Source organism: uncultured Brachyspira sp. (assembly GCF_944393015.1).
Classification (GTDB): Bacteria; Spirochaetota; Brachyspiria; order Brachyspirales; family Brachyspiraceae; genus Brachyspira.
On the sequence record NZ_CALXYQ010000056.1, the window covers coordinates 1 to 19163 of the forward strand.

General features: G+C 27.7%; 16 protein-coding genes. 10 read left to right on the forward strand and 6 right to left on the reverse strand.

Annotated elements, in window-relative coordinates:
- Positions 1 to 335: 335 nt before the first annotated feature.
- From Q0K19_RS13240 to Q0K19_RS13250, 3 genes are all read right to left on the reverse strand, one after another.
- Positions 336 to 776: a hypothetical protein gene (locus tag Q0K19_RS13240; RefSeq protein ID WP_297248730.1), complete on the reverse strand. Its 441-nt coding sequence runs from the start codon at positions 774 to 776 to the stop codon at positions 336 to 338.
- A gap of 80 nt (positions 777 to 856) precedes the next feature.
- Positions 857 to 1630 carry a hypothetical protein gene (locus Q0K19_RS13245; protein WP_297248732.1) on the reverse strand — a complete coding sequence of 258 codons (774 nt, stop codon included), beginning with the start codon at positions 1628 to 1630 and terminating at the stop codon, positions 857 to 859.
- Positions 1631 to 1712: 82 nt separating this feature from the next.
- The gene (locus Q0K19_RS13250; protein WP_297248734.1) at positions 1713 to 3866 is read right to left on the reverse strand and encodes a hypothetical protein; all 2154 of its coding nucleotides are present in this window, start codon (positions 3864 to 3866) and stop codon (positions 1713 to 1715) included.
- An 854-nt stretch (positions 3867 to 4720) separates the two neighbouring features.
- Here Q0K19_RS13250 and Q0K19_RS13255 point away from each other — a divergent pair.
- Positions 4721 to 6091: a phage terminase large subunit gene (locus Q0K19_RS13255; RefSeq protein WP_297248736.1), complete on the forward strand. Its 1371-nt coding sequence runs from the start codon at positions 4721 to 4723 to the stop codon at positions 6089 to 6091.
- A gap of 651 nt (positions 6092 to 6742) precedes the next feature.
- Here the strand turns inward: Q0K19_RS13255 and fsa are convergent.
- Positions 6743 to 7396: a fructose-6-phosphate aldolase gene (gene fsa / locus Q0K19_RS13260; protein WP_297248738.1), complete on the reverse strand. Its 654-nt coding sequence runs from the start codon at positions 7394 to 7396 to the stop codon at positions 6743 to 6745.
- A gap of 76 nt (positions 7397 to 7472) precedes the next feature.
- Positions 7473 to 8330 (reverse strand): aldo/keto reductase, encoded by an 858-nt coding sequence (locus Q0K19_RS13265; protein ID WP_297248740.1) that lies wholly within the window; start codon positions 8328 to 8330, stop codon positions 7473 to 7475.
- Positions 8331 to 8519: 189 nt separating this feature from the next.
- Between Q0K19_RS13265 and Q0K19_RS13270 the strand changes: the two genes are divergently transcribed.
- The 3 genes from Q0K19_RS13270 to Q0K19_RS13280 all read left to right on the forward strand — a co-directional run bounded on the left by Q0K19_RS13270 (position 8520) and on the right by Q0K19_RS13280 (position 11537).
- A complete protein-coding gene (locus tag Q0K19_RS13270; protein WP_297248742.1) occupies positions 8520 to 9296 on the forward strand; it encodes a DeoR/GlpR family DNA-binding transcription regulator in 777 nt (258 codons plus the stop codon).
- 704 nt (positions 9297 to 10000) lie between these two features.
- On the forward strand, positions 10001 to 10594 hold the full coding sequence (locus Q0K19_RS13275; RefSeq protein WP_297248744.1) for a GDSL-type esterase/lipase family protein: 594 nt from the start codon (positions 10001 to 10003) through the stop codon (positions 10592 to 10594).
- Positions 10595 to 10673: 79 nt separating this feature from the next.
- Positions 10674 to 11537, forward strand: coding sequence for a patatin-like phospholipase family protein (locus tag Q0K19_RS13280; protein ID WP_297248746.1), 864 nt, complete (start codon positions 10674 to 10676; stop codon positions 11535 to 11537).
- Positions 11538 to 11548: 11 nt separating this feature from the next.
- On the opposite strand, the gene Q0K19_RS13285 is transcribed toward Q0K19_RS13280, so the two are convergent.
- Complete coding sequence (locus Q0K19_RS13285; protein ID WP_297248748.1) at positions 11549 to 11818, reverse strand: tetratricopeptide repeat protein; 270 nt, start codon at positions 11816 to 11818, stop codon at positions 11549 to 11551.
- A 119-nt stretch (positions 11819 to 11937) separates the two neighbouring features.
- Here Q0K19_RS13285 and Q0K19_RS13290 point away from each other — a divergent pair, with 119 nt between their 5' ends.
- The 6 genes from Q0K19_RS13290 to Q0K19_RS13315 all read left to right on the forward strand — a co-directional run.
- Entirely contained in the window at positions 11938 to 13143 is a 1206-nt protein-coding gene (locus tag Q0K19_RS13290) for an MFS transporter (protein WP_297248750.1), read from the forward strand.
- Positions 13144 to 13442: 299 nt separating this feature from the next.
- Positions 13443 to 13940: a ferritin family protein gene (locus Q0K19_RS13295; RefSeq protein ID WP_297248753.1), complete on the forward strand. Its 498-nt coding sequence runs from the start codon at positions 13443 to 13445 to the stop codon at positions 13938 to 13940.
- A 71-nt stretch (positions 13941 to 14011) separates the two neighbouring features.
- Positions 14012 to 14761, forward strand: coding sequence for an MIP/aquaporin family protein (locus tag Q0K19_RS13300; RefSeq protein WP_297248755.1), 750 nt, complete (start codon positions 14012 to 14014; stop codon positions 14759 to 14761).
- A gap of 47 nt (positions 14762 to 14808) precedes the next feature.
- Entirely contained in the window at positions 14809 to 16293 is a 1485-nt protein-coding gene (gene glpK, locus Q0K19_RS13305) for a glycerol kinase GlpK (protein ID WP_297248757.1), read from the forward strand.
- A 186-nt stretch (positions 16294 to 16479) separates the two neighbouring features.
- Positions 16480 to 17919, forward strand: coding sequence for an NAD(P)/FAD-dependent oxidoreductase (locus Q0K19_RS13310; protein WP_297248759.1), 1440 nt, complete (start codon positions 16480 to 16482; stop codon positions 17917 to 17919).
- A 199-nt stretch (positions 17920 to 18118) separates the two neighbouring features.
- Positions 18119 to 19163 (forward strand): FAD-dependent oxidoreductase (locus tag Q0K19_RS13315; RefSeq protein WP_297248761.1); only part of this gene is annotated, 1045 nt, incomplete at its 3' end.

The window sequence follows — 19163 nt, forward strand, 5'->3', positions numbered from 1 at the left end:
ATAAACTTAAAAATTTTCAGTATATTTTAAAGAAAACTTAATAATATTTTATTTTATTAATAAATAAAAATTACATTCATAAATAACTCAAAATTTACAAAATATAATTATTTATGTATATACTAAAGATTTTCAATTTGTCAAAAACACAATTTTAAATTTAGGTTATTTGTTGTGACTAGCCTCACCACTCTGCAACTTAGTTCTTTTGATGTTTGAAAATAACAATAAAAGATTGACAGTACATAATTATTTTAGTATATGAATATTAAAAACCTCATACTTAAAAAAGCATGAGGTTTTATGATTAATCTTTAATTAAAAGACAATGAGTTTTATTGTTTAGCTAAAGTTCCCTGCCCAGCAACTGCAGATCCTCCAGGAACTTGTGATCCAGTTTGTTTAATTTTCCATGTAGCAGCTTTATCAGAAGTAAATATACATTCAAAAACTTGTTTAAATCCTTCTTGTTCGTACATAATAATTTCATAAACTTCATTGCCTTTATCTGTTATTTTATCTTTAGTGATAGGCATACTTGGATCAATAAGTCCTTGTATATTTCCTGTTATAGTTCCATTTGCATCTATATTAATAGTTCCGCTTATAGTATTTTGGGCATCATCCTTACCATCAACTTGCCAATTTCCCTGATAAATTTGTATTCCTTTATTTGGTGTAGTTGTAGGGTCTGTACCTTTCTTATCACTGCAGCTTACTGCGAATAGACTTATTAAAATTAAGCCTGAAATAATTGATAAAATTCTTTTTCTCATTTTTATTCTCCTAATTATTATAATAAATATAATAGGTATGAATATAATATAAACATACCTATTTAATAAAATAATCAAAATTAATTAAAAGCCTTAGGACCGAATCTGAATCCTAATTGCAAACCTATATCATAGCTTAACAATGATGCTTCACTATGAGCTCCTGTTGTGCTATTAATAGTTGTATTTATAGAACTAATAGCATCAACTCCTGTGTATAATCCTATATTCATAGCTATTTTTTCTGTGAAGAATATTGAATAATCAAAAGTTAATTTACCATAAAAACCTACAGGATTCATAAATTTTGTAGAAGCATCTTTAAATACTGTTTTTACTGCCTCATCTTTCCAAGTAGTTTCTATAGCCATAGGTATTATAACACCAAGTCCTATTCCTATAGAAAATGCATTTATATTAAATTTTGGAAGTATACCTATTTTAATATTATGAGTATAGAATGAAGCATTTCCTAATTTTTGAGCATTCGGAGCATCAATTTCTCCAATACTACTATTTGGATCTTTTATTTTTGCTTTATCAAAATTAGCATATAAGCTGTCAAAACTGTATCCTACTTCACCCAAAAGACTTATTCCAAAATTATCTTTTACCTGCCACATATAACCTATTTGAGCAGATACTCCTGCATCAAATCCTACTTTATTGCCTGAATAATAGTGAGTTCCATTTTTTGTTTCTTTAGTTGGGTATATATTATATTGAGGAAGCAAATTTATATTAAGTTCGAAAGGTACATTAAGTATAAATTCAAATCCGCTTGCAGCAAAAGCTGAAGCGTTTAATACTATTATCATAGCAAAAGCAAAAATAATTTTTTTTAAGTGTTTCATAATAACCCCTTATAGTTTTATATTTTTTATTTATAACAAATGAAGTTTTTATTCTTCATTTAATTATCAATTCAATTATTTTCTATACATTTTTTATATCTGTTGGTAAATCCATAAAAGCTGTTTTTAGTTTTTTATTTTTATCTAAAAATATTTCTGTTTTTTTAGATATATCACTTAAATCAGCATTATTAATTATCAAATATTCTTTGTAGTATGATACTCTGTATATATACTCAAGAGCATTTATAAAATGTTCCTCTAAATATTTTTCATCATATTCAAAATCTTCTAATTCTTTTAATTTGATATCATACATAACCGCTTTATATATAGTTTTATAATTGGTGTCAAAAAATATTTTTCTCTCCTTTTTTTCTTCCTCTTGGAATTTTCTTTCTTTTTCTTCCATTTTTTTGAATTTTTCTTCATCTTCTTCACTATAAACAATTTCCTGATTATAAATAAAGAAAGAATTATTTATAAATATATCCTCATACCTTTTTACATTTTTAAATTCTTCGAGAGTTTTCAAAAAGTCAATTACTTCTTTATTAGAGTTTATTGAAACATCATCAATGCATTTATGTTCTTCAGCAATTTTTAGCATTAAATTGAATTCATCAATATAATTTGTAAATTCAATATACTCACTGTTTACATACTCTTTTAATAATTCATAATTCAAACAAGATAATTTCACCGCACAATAATGCAAAGAATTAAGTATATCTTTGTAATATTTCACACTGTAAGGATTAAAAAAGTATAAAGTTTCTGCTATATAGAAAAATGTATTTATATCATCTATAATAGAAGCTATATTATAGATTTTTTTATTGCTGTACTTTTTACTCTCTATATTAGCAAATATAATTTCTTCCTTACTCTCAACTATATCATAATCAATTCTAAAACTTGTAAATGAACATAAGAATTTTAGAAAATCATAATTCCTTATGATTAAACTAACATAATGCTGTCTGTAATTTAAAATAGATTTGAATTTATTTTCATTGTCAAAATAATTTTCATGATTTAAATTATGCATTCCGTACATTCTAACAATATCATCAGAATATAATTCAGAGAATAATTCTTTTAATTCATTTTTCATTTCATTGTATTTATCTATGCATAATTTTATCACTTCATTATATTGATATTCTCTGTATTCTTCTAAACCTATAAACAAACAGTCAAAATTTATATCCATTTTAATATATAGATATTTTATTCTTTGTACGAAATGATAAAACATCTTATCAAAATATATAGCATCATTAGAAAAATATTCTGATAATGATAAATACTCTTCCATTTCTGTATCTAATATTGTAGTAATAGAACTAATATAACTATCTCTTAATACATTATCATGCTGCAAAACATAATATAAGCAGAATATATGTTCTATTATCTTAGATAGAGAAATTTCTTCAAGGTATTTAAAATTATCTATCCTTTTTGTTAATTCAGTATAATTCAAATGCTTAACAGATTCTTCTATCAGCTTTATTTTATTTAAAGTAATCTTCTTTACTAAAGATTTATTTATATTTTCTTTATTATCATTGCTGAAGAAAATATCTGCTATATCTTTTAAATTTAACTTCATATTTTCAAGTTCAGATATTTTTTCAAGAACAGGAAGATGATATATAGAATATAGAACTTTATTGATAGACTTTTTTCCATCTTCTATAATATCCTGAACTTTATAAGAAGGAAGTATGCAGTTCTTATTATCATCATAATAGTTCTGCATTCTTTTTATGAGTTTATCTTTCTTGATAGGAAGTTTATCAAAGATATTATCTTTAATACCGGAAATATCTATACCGCCGTCATTTGAAAAACAGTTTATTATATCAAATTGTAAATGGCTTCTTAAATAACTGTATATATCTGCAAAAACTCCTATTTCAAAAAATAATATTGTATCTTTATAATTTGTCATTATGCCTTTTATATCTTCTTTAATTGATCCTATATCTATAAAATTATATACAAATGTATTATCATCTGTTTTTGATATTTTCACTCTTTCGATATTATAAGGCTTAGCATATGATTTATTTCCTGATACTTTAGAAACTATATAGCATTCTTTAGCTTTTGATATTAATGTCTTTAATGAAGGAAGTGTATATGGATATTTTGCTTTTTCATCTAAAATAGTATAATACTTTATATTATACTTTCTATCCGATATATTTATGCTTTCTTTTTTCATAAAATATTTCCTTGCAATAGATATTGTCTGATTATAACAGAATTAAAAAAATAATTTCTTATGTCTTCCGAAAGATAGTATTAATTTTTGTAATTTTTTTTGAAAAATACAGTTTTTTATAATCAAAAATATTTTTATATAGCGTAATTTTATACCGTACGGCATATATAACGCACGCTAGTTAAGCTACATATATAGTAGAAATTTAATTTTTTTATTTTCTTCATATATCTACTTAATTTTAATCGTGCGGTAAACTCGCTATAAATTTAAAAAAATCTTGGGCGGGTGCTATATTAACTAATTTAATTAAAAAGAAAAATAAAAGCAAAAGTAACTAATCAAGCAACAAATATAGAGGGCGGGCAAGTGTAAATAAAACCTTTAAAATTTATTTTAAATCCCACCCTATAGGCTTTCTGACTTATTCTAAATTTATAATATCATTTATCTTACTGCTTAATACAGAAAATATAGCTGCCCACCCAAGTTATTATTAGATTTAAAATCTATTCAACGCACGGTTAATAAATTATTATTTTTTATTATTGTTAATATTACTAATATAAGTTTATAAATTATGCTATTAATTTTTGAAGCGATAAACGAGTAGCTGATAACTTTAGTTGTCAGCTACATTTAAGCGAGTTTATCGCTAGCAATAATAAAAAATTATTATTCATAATTAAAATTGTATTATTAATTTATTTATATTTTTTATTTAGTTTAACGTGCGTGAAGTTAATTCAAAAATTAACTTTACTTATAATTACTTATAATTTTTGATTCTTATATGTAGGTATTATTTTATAAATGAATATCTATCAAATAAAGATAAATTATGAGCAAAAATTATGAATATAAAATTTGATATACTAAAACCTTTTGAAAAATGGGCAAATACTGAAAAGAGATTGAAAATAGCTTATGGAGGACGTGGAGGCGGAAAAAGCGAATCCATAGCAAGAATATTGATAGCTAAAAGTTTTGAAAAAAACGGAGTAATACTATGCTCAAGAGAAATACAAAAATCAATATCCTACTCAACCTACCCTCTTTTAATAAGCATTATAAAAGAATTAAAATTAGAAAAGTTTTTTAATATAAAAAGAAATGAAATCATTAATAAAATTACAAACTGCAAATTTATATTTTTAGGAATCAGAGAATGCTCTATAGAGGAAATTAAATCTATTTATAATGTGAGAATATGCTTTATAGAAGAAGCCCAAACTCTCACTCAAAGAAGCTACGAAATATTAGAGCCTTCAATAAGGGCTGAAAAAAGTGAAATATGGATAGCATTTAATCCTAGATTTGAAACAGATTTTATTTATAAAACAGTAAGCAAATTTAATTTAGAAAATAAATTCTATACAGATAAAAATAATAATAAATATAATTATCAAGAATATGAAGATAATAATATTTTAATTACATTTATAAATTATGACGGTAATTATTATTTCAGTGATATATTAAATAAATCAAGACTTTCTACTTTAAAACTCATGCCTAAAATGTATGATCATATTTGGCTTGGAAAAATAAAAAATAAACAAGGCAAAATTTTTTTATATTCAAAATTAAAATTCTATGATGATAATTCAAACAGTATAAAAGAAAAAATTAATTCTTCAGAACATAAAGCAGTGGTAGATCCCGCATTCGGTGAGTATAATTGTTTTACTTCAGCGATAATATATACACAAATAGGAGAAGATATTTATTTAATAGATTCCGGACTTATAAGAAATGATTCCAACTCCACTACAGATGAAAGCATAATAAATTTTCTATCAAATAAAAATATAAAAAAAATATTATGTGAATCAAATTTTTCACAAAAAGAATTAATTAAAAGATTAGAAAAACATTTTGAAGTTACTCCGTTTTATGTGCATAAGAATAAGGCAGAGAGGATAGTAAATGCAAGCTATCTTATATATGATAAAGTTCATTTTCCAAAAAGCTGGCAGAAAGTACCGGAAGGATCCGATACAGATAAATGGCTTAAAACTAATAATGGAAGAGGTTATATAGCTTTAAGGCAGCTGCTTAATTTCGATGATTCACTTGCAGGAAGCAGTATTAAAGGAGATGTATTTAGCTATTTAGATTTTCCAGATGCTTTATCTAGTCTAATATTATTCGGTATTGAAGATATTATTGATGAAGAAAATGATGATAAAGTGAATCTAGTTAATGCTATTTTCGGAGAATAGAATTTTATTTAACTTAAATTTTAAAACTTTCATTTAATCCCCGCCCTTTTATTTTTATTGCTATTTTATGAATTTCAATATTAATCATCTTTATAGTTTAATTAGAATTTTTAGCACCCGCCCAAGCTTTATTTAAAAATTTAAATTTCTTTAACGCACGGTTAGTAAAATTTAAAAATATAATAAAATCTGCATTTCAAATAAATTTATATTTTTAGCTTAGCTCTGCGTGCGGGTAGATAAGCAGCAAATTTAAAAAAATCTTGGGTGGGCTGCTTAATTACAGTGAAAACCAAAAAGAAAAATTATACAAAAATTACAGTTATAATTAAAAGCCTAAAGGGTGGGAGGTGAGAATAATTTTTTAAAACTTTATTTACATTCCCCGCCCCTTATGCTTTATTGCTATTTTATGAATTTTAATATTAATAATCTTTATAGTCTAATTAGAAATTAAAGCACCCACCCAAGCGTTTTTTAAATTTAGGAATATATACACCGCACGGTTAACGCATCTTTATTTAATATTTAAATTAGAGTAAAAAATAAGCGTAAGTTTAAAACTTTCTTCTGCGTGCGTTAAATAAAAAGGGAAGCATTAATAAAAATACTTCCCAAAAAATAAAAAACAATTATTAAAATTATAGTCAATTATTTACCAAAAACTGCCTCATAATCTTTTTTGAATTTTTCTATACCCTGATCAGTTAAAGGGTGTTTAGTCATTTGAAGGATAACACTGTATGGAACAGTAGCTATATCAGCACCAGCTAAAGCGCATTCAGTAACATGTATAGGGTGTCTTACGCTTGCAGATATTATTTCAGTCTCTATTGCATGAGTAGCAAAAATTTCTGAAATAGTTCTTATAAGTTCAAGACCGTCTATTGATATATCATCAAGTCTTCCTATAAAAGGAGAAACATAAGTAGCACCAGCTCTTGCAGCAAGTAATGCCTGATTAGCAGAGAATATTAAAGTAACATTAGTTTTAATTCCTTCTTTAGATAAGACCTTTACAGCTTTTAATCCTTCATCAGTCATAGGAATTTTAACTACCATGTTTTTATGTATTTTAGCTATTTCTCTAGCCTCTGCAATCATATCTTCAGCTTTAACAGTAGTAGCTTTAACTTCACCAGATATAGGACCATCAACTATAGTAGTAATTTCTTCTATAGTTTTTTTGAAATCTCTTCCTTCTTTAGCTATTAAAGATGGGTTTGTAGTAACTCCGCAAATTACACCCATATCATTAGCTTTTCTAATTTCATCAACATTTGCTGTATCTATAAAAAATTTCATGTGAAAATCCTATTAATAAATTTTTGCGTTATTATATACCTTAAATAATATTTTATCAATATATTAAAAAATATAGTCAGAAATTTACCTTATCAGGATGATGTCCGGAGCCTCCGCAATATTCCATAGCATTAATTGTTTTCATATCTTCATCACTTATAACAAAATCAAAAATTTCAGTATTCTCTTTTATACGTGAAGCAGTTACAGATTTAGGTAAAGGCAAAGCATTATTTTGTAAACACCATCTTATACAAATTTGGGCTACAGATTTATTATATTTAGAAGATATTGTTTTTAATGTTTCATTATTAAGCATCTTGCCTGTACCAAGCGGACTCCATGCCTCTACTAATATATTGTTATCATTGCAGCATTTGAAAGTTTCTTCCTGCATAAAACCGGGGTGAAATTCTATTTGATCAACCATAGGCTTAACTTCTGTTTCCATCAATGATTTCAAATGATGAGGCATGAAATTTGATACTCCTATCGATTTTATTTTACCTGCCTTATAAAGTTCAGTCATAGCTTTCCAAGTTTCTAAATTTATATTATCCCAATCATTGAATTTATTTGCTGATGCTGGCCAGTGAATAAGATATAAATCTAAATAATCAATTTGTAAATCATTAATAGTTTTTTCAAAAGCAGCTAATGTTGTTTTATATCCTCTGTCTTTATTCCAAACCTTACTTGTTATAAAAAGTTCATCTCTGTTTATACCGCTTTCTTTAATAGCTTTTCCTATACTCTTTTCATTTCCGTAAATTGCCGCAGTATCAATATGTTTGTATCCTGACTTTATAGCTTCTATTACAGAGTTAACAGCAGTTTCACCATCAGGAGTCTGCCAAGTACCAAATCCTATGCAGGGAATATTATAACCATTATTTAAAGTGAATGTATCTTTTAAACTATTAAAATTACTCATAATATTATCCTTTATTATTAATTGTTATTATTTATTATTGTTTAATAGCGATATTATAGTGTAAAAGCCATAAAAGTCAACAATAATCACCAATAAAAACTACTAAAAAACAATAAAAAACAAAAAAAGATATTGAAAACGCTAATATTTGATATATAATAAAATTATAATAGTATAAAAGGATTTACAATGTCTAATTTAGGAGATGACTTATTATTTGCTGAAGAAAGAAAGGCAAAAATAACTGAATATATCAATGAAAATAAAAAAGCTACTGTAAATGAGCTAAGCGAATATTTTAAAGTTTGTATATCCACTATAAGAAATGATTTAAAAGATTTGGAAACATTAGGAAAAATCACAAGAACTCATGGCGGGGCTATCACCAAATCAAAATCATCTCAGGAATTAGATTTGGAAAAAAGAAATGAAAATATAGAAGCCAAAAAAATAATAGCTAAAAAAGCATTAGAATTGATAGATGACGGAGATACAATAATACTAGATTCAGGAACTACAATACATGAACTTGCCAAATTAATGCATAGCAAGAAAGATTTAACAATAATAACAAATGATTTAACATGCGTTAATATATTAGAGCCTTATGGATTTAATATAATTCTTCTTGGCGGCATTGTAAGTAATGGCTTTCATTGGGTAAGCGGAGAATATACTTTAAAAATGCTTGAAAAACTTAATGCTGATAAGGTATTTTTATCTGCAGGAGGTTTTTCTATAAACAGAGGTATTTCCATAGGTTCTCTTCCTATATCATATATAAAAGAAGTTATGATAAAATGTTCTGCAAAATCTATATTGATGTCCGATATATCAAAATACGAAAAATACAAACTGGCAAAATTTGCAGATTTTAAAGATATAGATATATTTATAACGGATAAAATAGATAATGATGTTAAGGCGGCAATAGAAGAATTAGGCGGAGAAGTTATTTTAGCTTAATATTTTAGTTTATACTGAAACAAATATATTTTATCAAAAATTATTTTATTATTTTTATTATTTGTGGGGACTAGCCCCCACCCCCAGTTCTTTTGTTGGCACAAAGAACCAAAAAGCCTGCAATTTATTGTCTAAATTTAGGTTATGTCATATATTTAATAAGTATATATTTAATATAAAGTTCTAGTAATTGCGTTTTTTGCAACTTTTTTGTGCGGCAAAAAAGTTGATAATTCTACATAAAGTGTATTTATTAACAAACTTAAAAATTTTCAGTATATACCTAAACAACTATATTTTGTCAAAAATAATTTTTTTAAATTTTAAATATCTGCAGGGCTTTGCCCACCACGCTAGCACCCAGCTTCTTTTGCGACTGCAGGGAGTGCCTGCGACTGAAAGGAGTACCTGACGAAGTCCACTGTAAGTGTAGGTATGGTATTGCCACAAAGAAGCTATATCCTCGACAAGCTTGGTACGCTTCGCGGGCACCTTCCCACACGACACTGCTTCATATTATCAAACGACTACTATATGTGCGGCTGATTACTTATTATTGTACAAAATTAATAATTTATCCTATAGATAAAATATATTCAACCAATATTATATAATATTATAAAAAATTATAATTTACATTTGCAAAATATAAAAATTGACAAAATATAATTATTGAGGTATAAATAAAAAAATTAGGAGTATTTATGAATATAGTTTGTTTAGGCGACAGCACTACTTATGGATATATGGTTGGAAGAAATAAGGTTTGGACTAAAATTTTAAATGACACATTTGCTGAAAAAAATAAGAATATAAAATTTATCAATAAAGGCATTAATGGCTATATGATTTCTGGAATGCTTGTTCGTTTCGAAATGGACTGCATAAAAGAAAATGCTGATACTGTTATTTTGATGGGCGGAGTTAATGATATATTCACTTGTAAGCCTTTAGAAAAAATAGAAAATAATTTTATAAATATAATAAACAAATCTTTAGAAAATAATATTGATATAATTGCTTTTACTCCTATAGCTTTTGTTAAAGAGGCTTTCAGCTTTTTTGAATCTAATAATATAGAAGAATTTGATAGTATTCTAAAGGAGTATGTTAATTTCATAAATGATTATACTTCTAAAAATAATATTAAAAGCATAGATGTTTATAATTTATTTACTAATAAGATTTTAAAAGAAAATAATTATTATGATATATTCTTTGATGGTGTTCATTTAAGCGAGAATGGGCATAGTGTATTTGCTTCAGAAATTTATAAAGAATTAAAAAAATATTTATAATTATTGACAATAAACTGACAAAATCTGTCATAAGTATATGCTACATTAATAGTATCTTATAATATTAAGGTACTAATTTATGAATAATAAAAATAAAAGAAAAATAGGTTTAGTATTAGACGGAGGCGGAGCTAAGGGAGCATATCATATAGGAGTTTTTAAAGCTTTAAAAGAACTTGATATAAGCAAGCATATTAATGCTGTATCAGGTGCTTCTGTAGGAGCTTTAAATGCATGTCTATTTCCTATATATAATTTAAACTCTAAAATAGTAGAAAATATATGGATTAATGAAGTTGAAGATAAAATATTAACTTTAAATCCCAATAAGGTTATAAACTATTTTTTTAAAATCAAAAAAAATTATATTAAGAATGCTGTAAATGAAATAGTATCTGATTTTTTAGATGATAATAATACTTTATTTATTCCATTTATTAATTTTTTATCTACTTCTGCTGTATTTTCAAGAGAAGGCATCATAGAAATAATGGATAAATATCTGCTTGAACAAACTATCAAAAAAATAAATATATATGTTTCATGTACTAATATTAATGATTTTACCCCTCATTATTTCAAATTAAATAATTATTCATTAAAGACAATAAAAAAAATACTTTTAGCTTCTTCTGCAATACCAGCAATATTTCCTCCTGAAAATATAAGAGGACAGTTATATATCGACGGAGGCATTAGTGATAATTCTCCTATAAAAGCTTTAAAAGATCATGACTTCACAGATATAATAATAGTACATTTAAAGCAGAATAATGATTCAAATATATTAAAAAATAAAATATATAATGATATCAATATATATGAACTATACCCTAAAAAAGATTTAGGTAATTTTTTTGAAGGTACTTTAAATTTTTCAAGCGGCTTTATTAAAAAATGTATGCATCAAGGATATATTGATGCTTTGGATATATTAAAATGATTTTTATTTTTTCATCTTTTTTTATCTAAAAATTCATTAAATATATTAAAAAGTTCTATATGCCTATTTATATTATCTGAATCATCATCATCTTTTAATTCTTTTTCCATTTCAATATACGAATTAATTAAATTGAGTCCGAAATAGGCTTCTATATTTTCAGGATCTTCTTCTATAGATTTTTTATAATATCCCAATGCCTCTTTATATTCTCCAATTTCTTCTTTCTCTTTTGCTAATTCTAAATATTTTAATGAAGTATTTTTATTTGATTTTTTCATAAAGAATATAACCTATTTTCAATTTTTAATTAAAAATTTACTAAATAAATCATATATTATAATTGAATTTTTTTCAAAAAAGGTATAGAACTAATGCAATTATTTTTTAGAGTTTATTTATGTCTAATACAGATAATAATATAAGTAATGTTTCAGAAAATAAATTACTAGCCATAATTGCTTTAGTGCTTCTTAGTTTTGCTTTGGGTACAAGCGAGTTTATAGTTATAGGAGTATTAACCGAAATAGCCGAAGGTTTTAATATTACAGAGGTTAAAGCAGGCGGACTTGTATCTATGTTTGCCCTAGCCTATTCAATATGTACCCCATTTTCAGCGGCTTTTGCAGGTAAATTTAATAGATTTCATTTTATAATATTTGCAAGCATACTATTTATAGCAGGGAATTTCTTATGTTCATTAGCTTCTAATTATACATTCTTACTTATTGTTAGAATGTTTATAGCTGTAATTTCAGGGGCGTTAATATCTGTTTCAATATCATTCAGTCCTTATATATCAACAAAAGATAAAAGACCTATGGTTGTAGCTTGGATTTATTCAGGTTTCAGCATAGCTTCAATATTCGGCGTTCCTATAGGCACAAGTATAAGTTATTATTTTGGATGGCGTGCTTCTTTTATATTTATCTCTATTTTTAGTGCTGCCATGCTTGTTTTAATGTTCGCTACTCTTCCAAAAAATACGCCTACTCATAAAGTTAAACTATTAGGACAATTTATATTATTCAAAGATACTAGATTCATATTAAGCACTTTCACAATACTTTTCGGTGCCGCTTCTTCTTATGTGCTTTATACATATTTAAAGCCTATTTTCCTTGACTATATTCATATACCTAATAAACATATAAGTGCCGCATTACTAGTGTTTGGAGTTACTGTTCTTTTCAGTAATCTTCTTTCAGGAAAATTGGCAGAGCATAATGGAGTATATAGATTAAGATATGTATTTATGATGCAGTTTATATGTATGATAGTATTGCCATTTGCACTTCTTAATGCTGTAAGTTCTTCTATTGTTATATTAATAATAGGATTTTTAATGTACTTAATGAACTCGCCTGTTCAATTAAACATTTTAGATTTTACAGAAAGAGAATATCCTTCTTGTTTAACATTAGCTTCATCAAATAATTCATTTTCATTTAATTTCGGTATAGCTTTAGGTTCTTTTGTAGGAAGTACTATATTTGATAATTTTGGTATAAGATGGGTAGGATTTGGCGGAGCTGTATTATCAACATTGGCTTTTCTCTGTATTGTTTATCTCTATAAAATCAATGGCAAAACAAATAATGTATAATATGTATAATACTGTAAACAGAAATATTTATATATAAATACATATACATAGTATTTGTATTTTTTACGATATTAAGGCTTTTTTATTTTTAAATATCATTAATTCATATAAATAAACATGTTTATAGTATAGCATAGTATATGTATATTTATAACAATTTCATAAATAATGTTAATATTCATATAATGATTTTTTATTTAAAAAAATATAAAAATTCTTTTTTTTTCATATTTTTATATATTTAGTCAATAAAAATTTCTATACTAGTTAACATGGAAACAAAATTTTAAGGAGGATATATGGATTTAAAAAATTCAAAAACAGCGGAAAATTTAAAAACTGCCTTTATGGGGGAAGCTATGGCTAGGTGCAAATATATGTACTATGCTGAAAAAGCTAGAGAAGAAGGAATGGAAAATCTAGCATTAGCTTATGAGAAAGCTTCAAGAAATGAACAGGAACATGGTAAATTATGGTTTGAAAGATACCATGGAATTTTATCAAAAGATGAAAATTTAAGAGATGCTATTGCAGGCGAAACTTATGAATCTGAAGATATGTATTTAAAATTTGCAAAAACTGCTAAAGATGAAGGATTCACAGATATAGCTATGCTTTTTGAACATGTTGCTAAAATAGAAGAAGGACATAAAAAGATGTTTGAGCAGTACCTAGATGGAAGCAGCACTAATCTTGATAAATGGCAATGTCCAAAATGCGGATATGTACACAAAGATTCTAAAGCACCTAAAAGATGTCCTGTATGCGAACAATACAGAGTTGGGGGAAGTAATTAATTTTTAATATATTTGGTTATAAAAATTAGTTATTAATTTATTATTATTTTTTATGTATGGAGGTTAATCTTATGTATAGTAAAAAAGCTGAATTTTTAGCTGAATTAATAGGTTCTTTCTTTCTAATTTTATTGGGATGCGGAGTTGTTGCTTCAGTATTAATAGGAAATAACGGAGCTCCAGTTAATATTCATATAGCTTGGGGACTTGCTGTTATGTTTGGTGCTTATGTATCCGGTAAAATAAGCGGTGCTCATTTAAATCCTGCTCTTACTTTAGCATTAGCCGTTACAGGAAGATTTCCTTGGGGAAAAGTATGGTATTATGTTATAGCTCAGATGATAGGATGTTTCCTTGGTGCTGCTGTAACATTTGCCGTTTATTATGCTAAATGGATAGAAGTAGACCCTACATTAAGTACTACAGCAGGAGTATTTACAACTTTCCCAGCTGTTCCAGGATTCTTACCAGGTTTTATAGATCAGGTAGTAGGAACATTTATACTTGTATTCTTAATTCTTACAACAGGTGATGCTAATAATACACCAGCAGGTTCTAATTTAGGATACTTAATAGTTGGACTTATAATAGTTGTTATAGGTATGTCATTTGGATTTATGCATGGTTATGCTATAAACCCTGCAAGAGATTTAGGACCTAGACTTTTTGCTGTTGTTGCAGGATTTAAAAATAACGGACTTACAGATGGAAGTAATATATGGATAGTTCCTATAATAGGACCTATAGTAGGTGCAGTTTTAGGTGCTGTTTTATATGATTTCACAATAGGAAAGTCATTGGCTAAAGATAAACTTCAATAAATAGTTTATAGATTATTATTTTAATTAATTATAAAGGAGTTTTAATTATGTCAAAATATGTAGTTGCGATAGATCAAGGTACAACAAGCAGCAGAGCTATAGTATTTGATTATGATCAAAATATGGTATCAGTTGCTCAAAAAGAGTTTACACAAATTTATCCTCATGAAGGCTGGGTTGAACATAATGCAGCTGAAATTTGGGCTACTCAATTCGGAGTATTACAGGAAGCTATACAGATTGCAGGTGTTAAGCCTGAAGAAATAGCTGCTATTGGTATTACTAATCAAAGAGAAACTACTGTAGTATGGGATAAAAATACAGGAGAACCTATTTATAATGCTATAGTTTGGCAATGTAGAAGAACAGCTCCTATTTGTGATGAATTGAAACAAAAAGGGCTTGATACATACATAAGAGAAAATACCGGTTTAGTAGTTGATGCTTATTTCTCAGGTACTAAAATTAAATGGATACTTGATAATGTTCCTGGTGCTAGAGAAAAGGCTAATAAAGGCGATTTACTTTTCGGTACAATAGATACTTGGCTTGTATGGAAACTTACTGGCGGTAAAGTTCATGTTACTGACTATACTAATGCATCAAGGACTATGATATATAATATTAAAGACTTGAAATGGGATGAAAACATTTTAAGAGAATTAAATATACCTATGAGTATGCTTCCGGAAGTAAAAGATTCTTCTTGCGTTTACGGATATGCCCATATTAACGGTAAAGAAGTTCCTATATCAGGTATAGCAGGAGACCAGCAATCTGCTTTATTTGGACAAGCTGGATTCAATAAGGGAGATACAAAAAATACTTATGGTACAGGAAGCTTCATTCTTATGAACGTTGGTGAAAACTTTATTTTAAGTAAGAATGGACTAATCACTACTATAGGTATTGGATATAAAGGAAAGATTGAATATGCTTTGGAAGGTTCTGTATTTATAGCTGGTGCCGTTATACAATGGGTAAGAGATGAATTAAGACTTCTTCATGATGCTAAAGATACAGAATATTTTGCTACAAAAGTAAAAGATACTAACGGAGTTTATTTAGTACCTGCATTCGTTGGTCTTGGGGCTCCTTATTGGGATATGTATGCTAGAGGCTGTTTAGTAGGTATTACTAGAGGCGTTAATAGAAGCCATATAATAAGAGCTGCTGAAGAGGCTATTGCTTATCAAAGTAAAGATGTTATTGATGCTATGGTTGCTGACAGCGGTGTTAAACTTGCTTCATTGAAAGTTGACGGCGGAGCATGCAGAGACAATTTCTTAATGCAGTTCCAATCTGACATCATCAATACAAAAGTTCTTCGTCCTCAAATCACAGAAACTACTGCTTTGGGTGCTGCTTATTTGGCAGGTCTTGCTGTAGGATTCTGGAAGGATAAAGATGAGATTGCTAACAGATGGAAGTTAGAGAGAGAATTCACTCCTTCTATTTCTGAAGAAGAGAGAAATAAAAAATATATGGGCTGGAAAAAAGCTGTTGAGAGATCAAGAGGCTGGGCTTTATAATTTGTCATTTAAATGTTATGCATATTAATATTTTATTCAATTAAGATATTAATATGCATATATATTCTTGTTTTTTGAAATTAATTTTAATATGCTGCAATTTTATTAAGAAATTGTTTTATTTATTATAAAGAGTTTAGAGTTTTAAAATTTTATTGTATAAAAAATTTAGAGGAAATATATATTATGTATGATATATTGATTATAGGAGCAGGGGTTTCCGGTACTTCTTCAGCTAGAGAATTAGCCAGATACAAAGCTAATATATGCGTTGTTGAAAGAGGCGAAGATGTTTGTTCTGGAACTTCAAAATCTAATAGCGGAATAGTACATGCAGGTTTTGATGCTGCAAATGGTTCTCTTATGGCTAAATTAAATGTTTTAGGCAATAAGATGATGCCAAAAATAGCAAAAGACCTTGATGTGCCTTTCAAACAAAATGGTTCATTGGTAGTTTGTACTAATGAAGAGGATATGCCTAATTTACAGGCTATATATGACAGAGGAATAAAAAATGGAGTTGAAGGACTTCAAATATTAAACAGAGAAGAAGTTCATAAAAAAGAGCCTAATCTTAATGATAATGTATGCGCTGCCTTATATGCACCTACAGGCGGTATAGTTGATCCTTTCATTTTAAATATAGCTTATGCTGAAAATGCTCATGCTAATGGAGTTGAGTTCAAGTTTGATACTGAAGTAATTAATATTAAAAAACTTGATGATGGAACTTTTGAAGCAGAAACTAATAAAGGCACTATAAAGACAAAATATGTTGTAAATGCGGCTGGTGTTTATGCTGATAAATTCCATAACATGATGAGTAAAAATAAAATACATATTACTCCAAGAAGAGGCGACTATATATTGCTTGACAAAGAAGTTGATAATCTAGTTACTTCTACAATATTTGCATTGCCTACAAAATTAGGAAAAGGTATTTTGGTTACTCCTACAGCTCATGGCAATATAATGCTTGGGCCTACTGCTATTGATATAGAAGATAAAGAGGGATTAAATACTACTGCTGACGGACTTGCTCAGATTATAGAGAAATCTAAAATGACAGTTAAGAATATTCCTTATAATAAAGTTATTACTTCATTCTGCGGACTTCGCCCTCATGAAGATAATCATGAATTTATCATAAAAGAACTTGAAGACTGTGAAGGATTCTTTGATTGTGCCGGTATAGAATCTCCTGGACTTGTTTCTTCCCCTGCTATTGGAATTATGGTTGCTGATATAGTAAGTAAAAAAGGAAATTTTGAGAAGAAAGAAAACTTTATAGAAACTAGAAAAGGAATCACACATTTCAATGCTCTTTCTAATGAAGAGAAAAATAAACTTATAAAAGAAAATCCTTTATACGGACATATAATTTGCAGATGTGAGAAGGTAACAGAAGGCGAAATAGTAGAAGCTATTAAAAGTCCTATAGGAGCTAAATCCATTGACGGAGTAAAAAGAAGAGTAAGGGCAGGACTTGGAAGATGTCAGGGCAGTTTCTGTTCTCCTAAGATTATAGAGATTTTAGCTAGAGAACTTAATGTTTCTCCTTTAACTATTACAAAATGCGGAAAAGGTTCTGAAATAGTTATTGGTTATGACAAGGAAACTTTTTAATATGTATTGAATATAAGTTAATAGCCTATTTTATGTTAAAAATGCAGTTCTTTTGGTTCTTTTATACCAATAAAAGAACTGGGGTGCGGGGCAAAGCCCTGCAAATCCGAAATTAAAAAAACTACTTTTTAACAAAAATAAAATTTTTAGTGCATAAAGTATAATACAGTTTATAGATAAAAAATAAACGAGGTAAAAAATGGAATCTTATGATGTTGTTGTTATAGGCGGAGGACCTGCCGGACTTGCCGCTGCCATTTCTGCTAAAGAAAATGGAATAGATAATTTACTTATGTTGGAAAGAGATGCCGTACTTGGAGGCATACTCAATCAATGCATACATAATGGTTTTGGACTTCATAGATTTGGTGAGGAGCTTACAGGACCTGAATATGCTTATAGATTTATAGAAAAAGTTGTTGATTTAAATATCAATTATAAACTTAATACTATGGTTTTGGATATTGTACTCAATAATGACAAAACTAAAAAGATTATTTATATAAACAAAGAAAAAGGTTTAGTTGAGATCAATGCCAAAGCCGTAATTTTAGCTATGGGCTGCCGTGAGCGTTCAAGAGGAGCTTTGAATATACCAGGATTTAGACCTGCCGGAATATTTTCTGCCGGTGCTGCTCAGCATTTAGTTAATATTGAAGGATATATGCCTGGAAAAGAAGTTGTTATACTTGGTTCTGGGGATATAGGACTTATTATGGCTAGGAGAATGACTTTTGAAGGTGCTAAAGTAAAAGTAGTAGCTGAAATACTTCCTTTCTCTGGAGGGCTTAAAAGAAATATAGTTCAATGTTTGGACGATTTCGGTATTCCTCTAAAACTTAGTCATACAGTTATAGACATTAAAGGAAAAGAAAGACTTGAAGGTGTTACAATAGCTAAAGTTGATGAGAATATGAAGCCTATTAAAGGTACTGAAGAATATTATTCCTGCGATACTTTGCTTTTATCTGTTGGGCTTATTCCTGAAAATGAGCTTTCAAAAGAGATAGGCGTTCAAATTAACCCTATTACTTCTGGAGCTATAGTTAATGAAAGTTTAGAGACTAATATTGACGGAGTATTCTCTTGCGGTAATGTTCTTCATGTTCATGACTTGGTAGACTTTGTATCTGAAGAGGCTGAAACTGCAGGAAAAAGTGCTGCTTCTTATGTTCTTAAAAACAAAAGAAGAGATGATAAAAACTCTATTTCACTAAAAGGTTCTAATGGAGTGAGATATACTG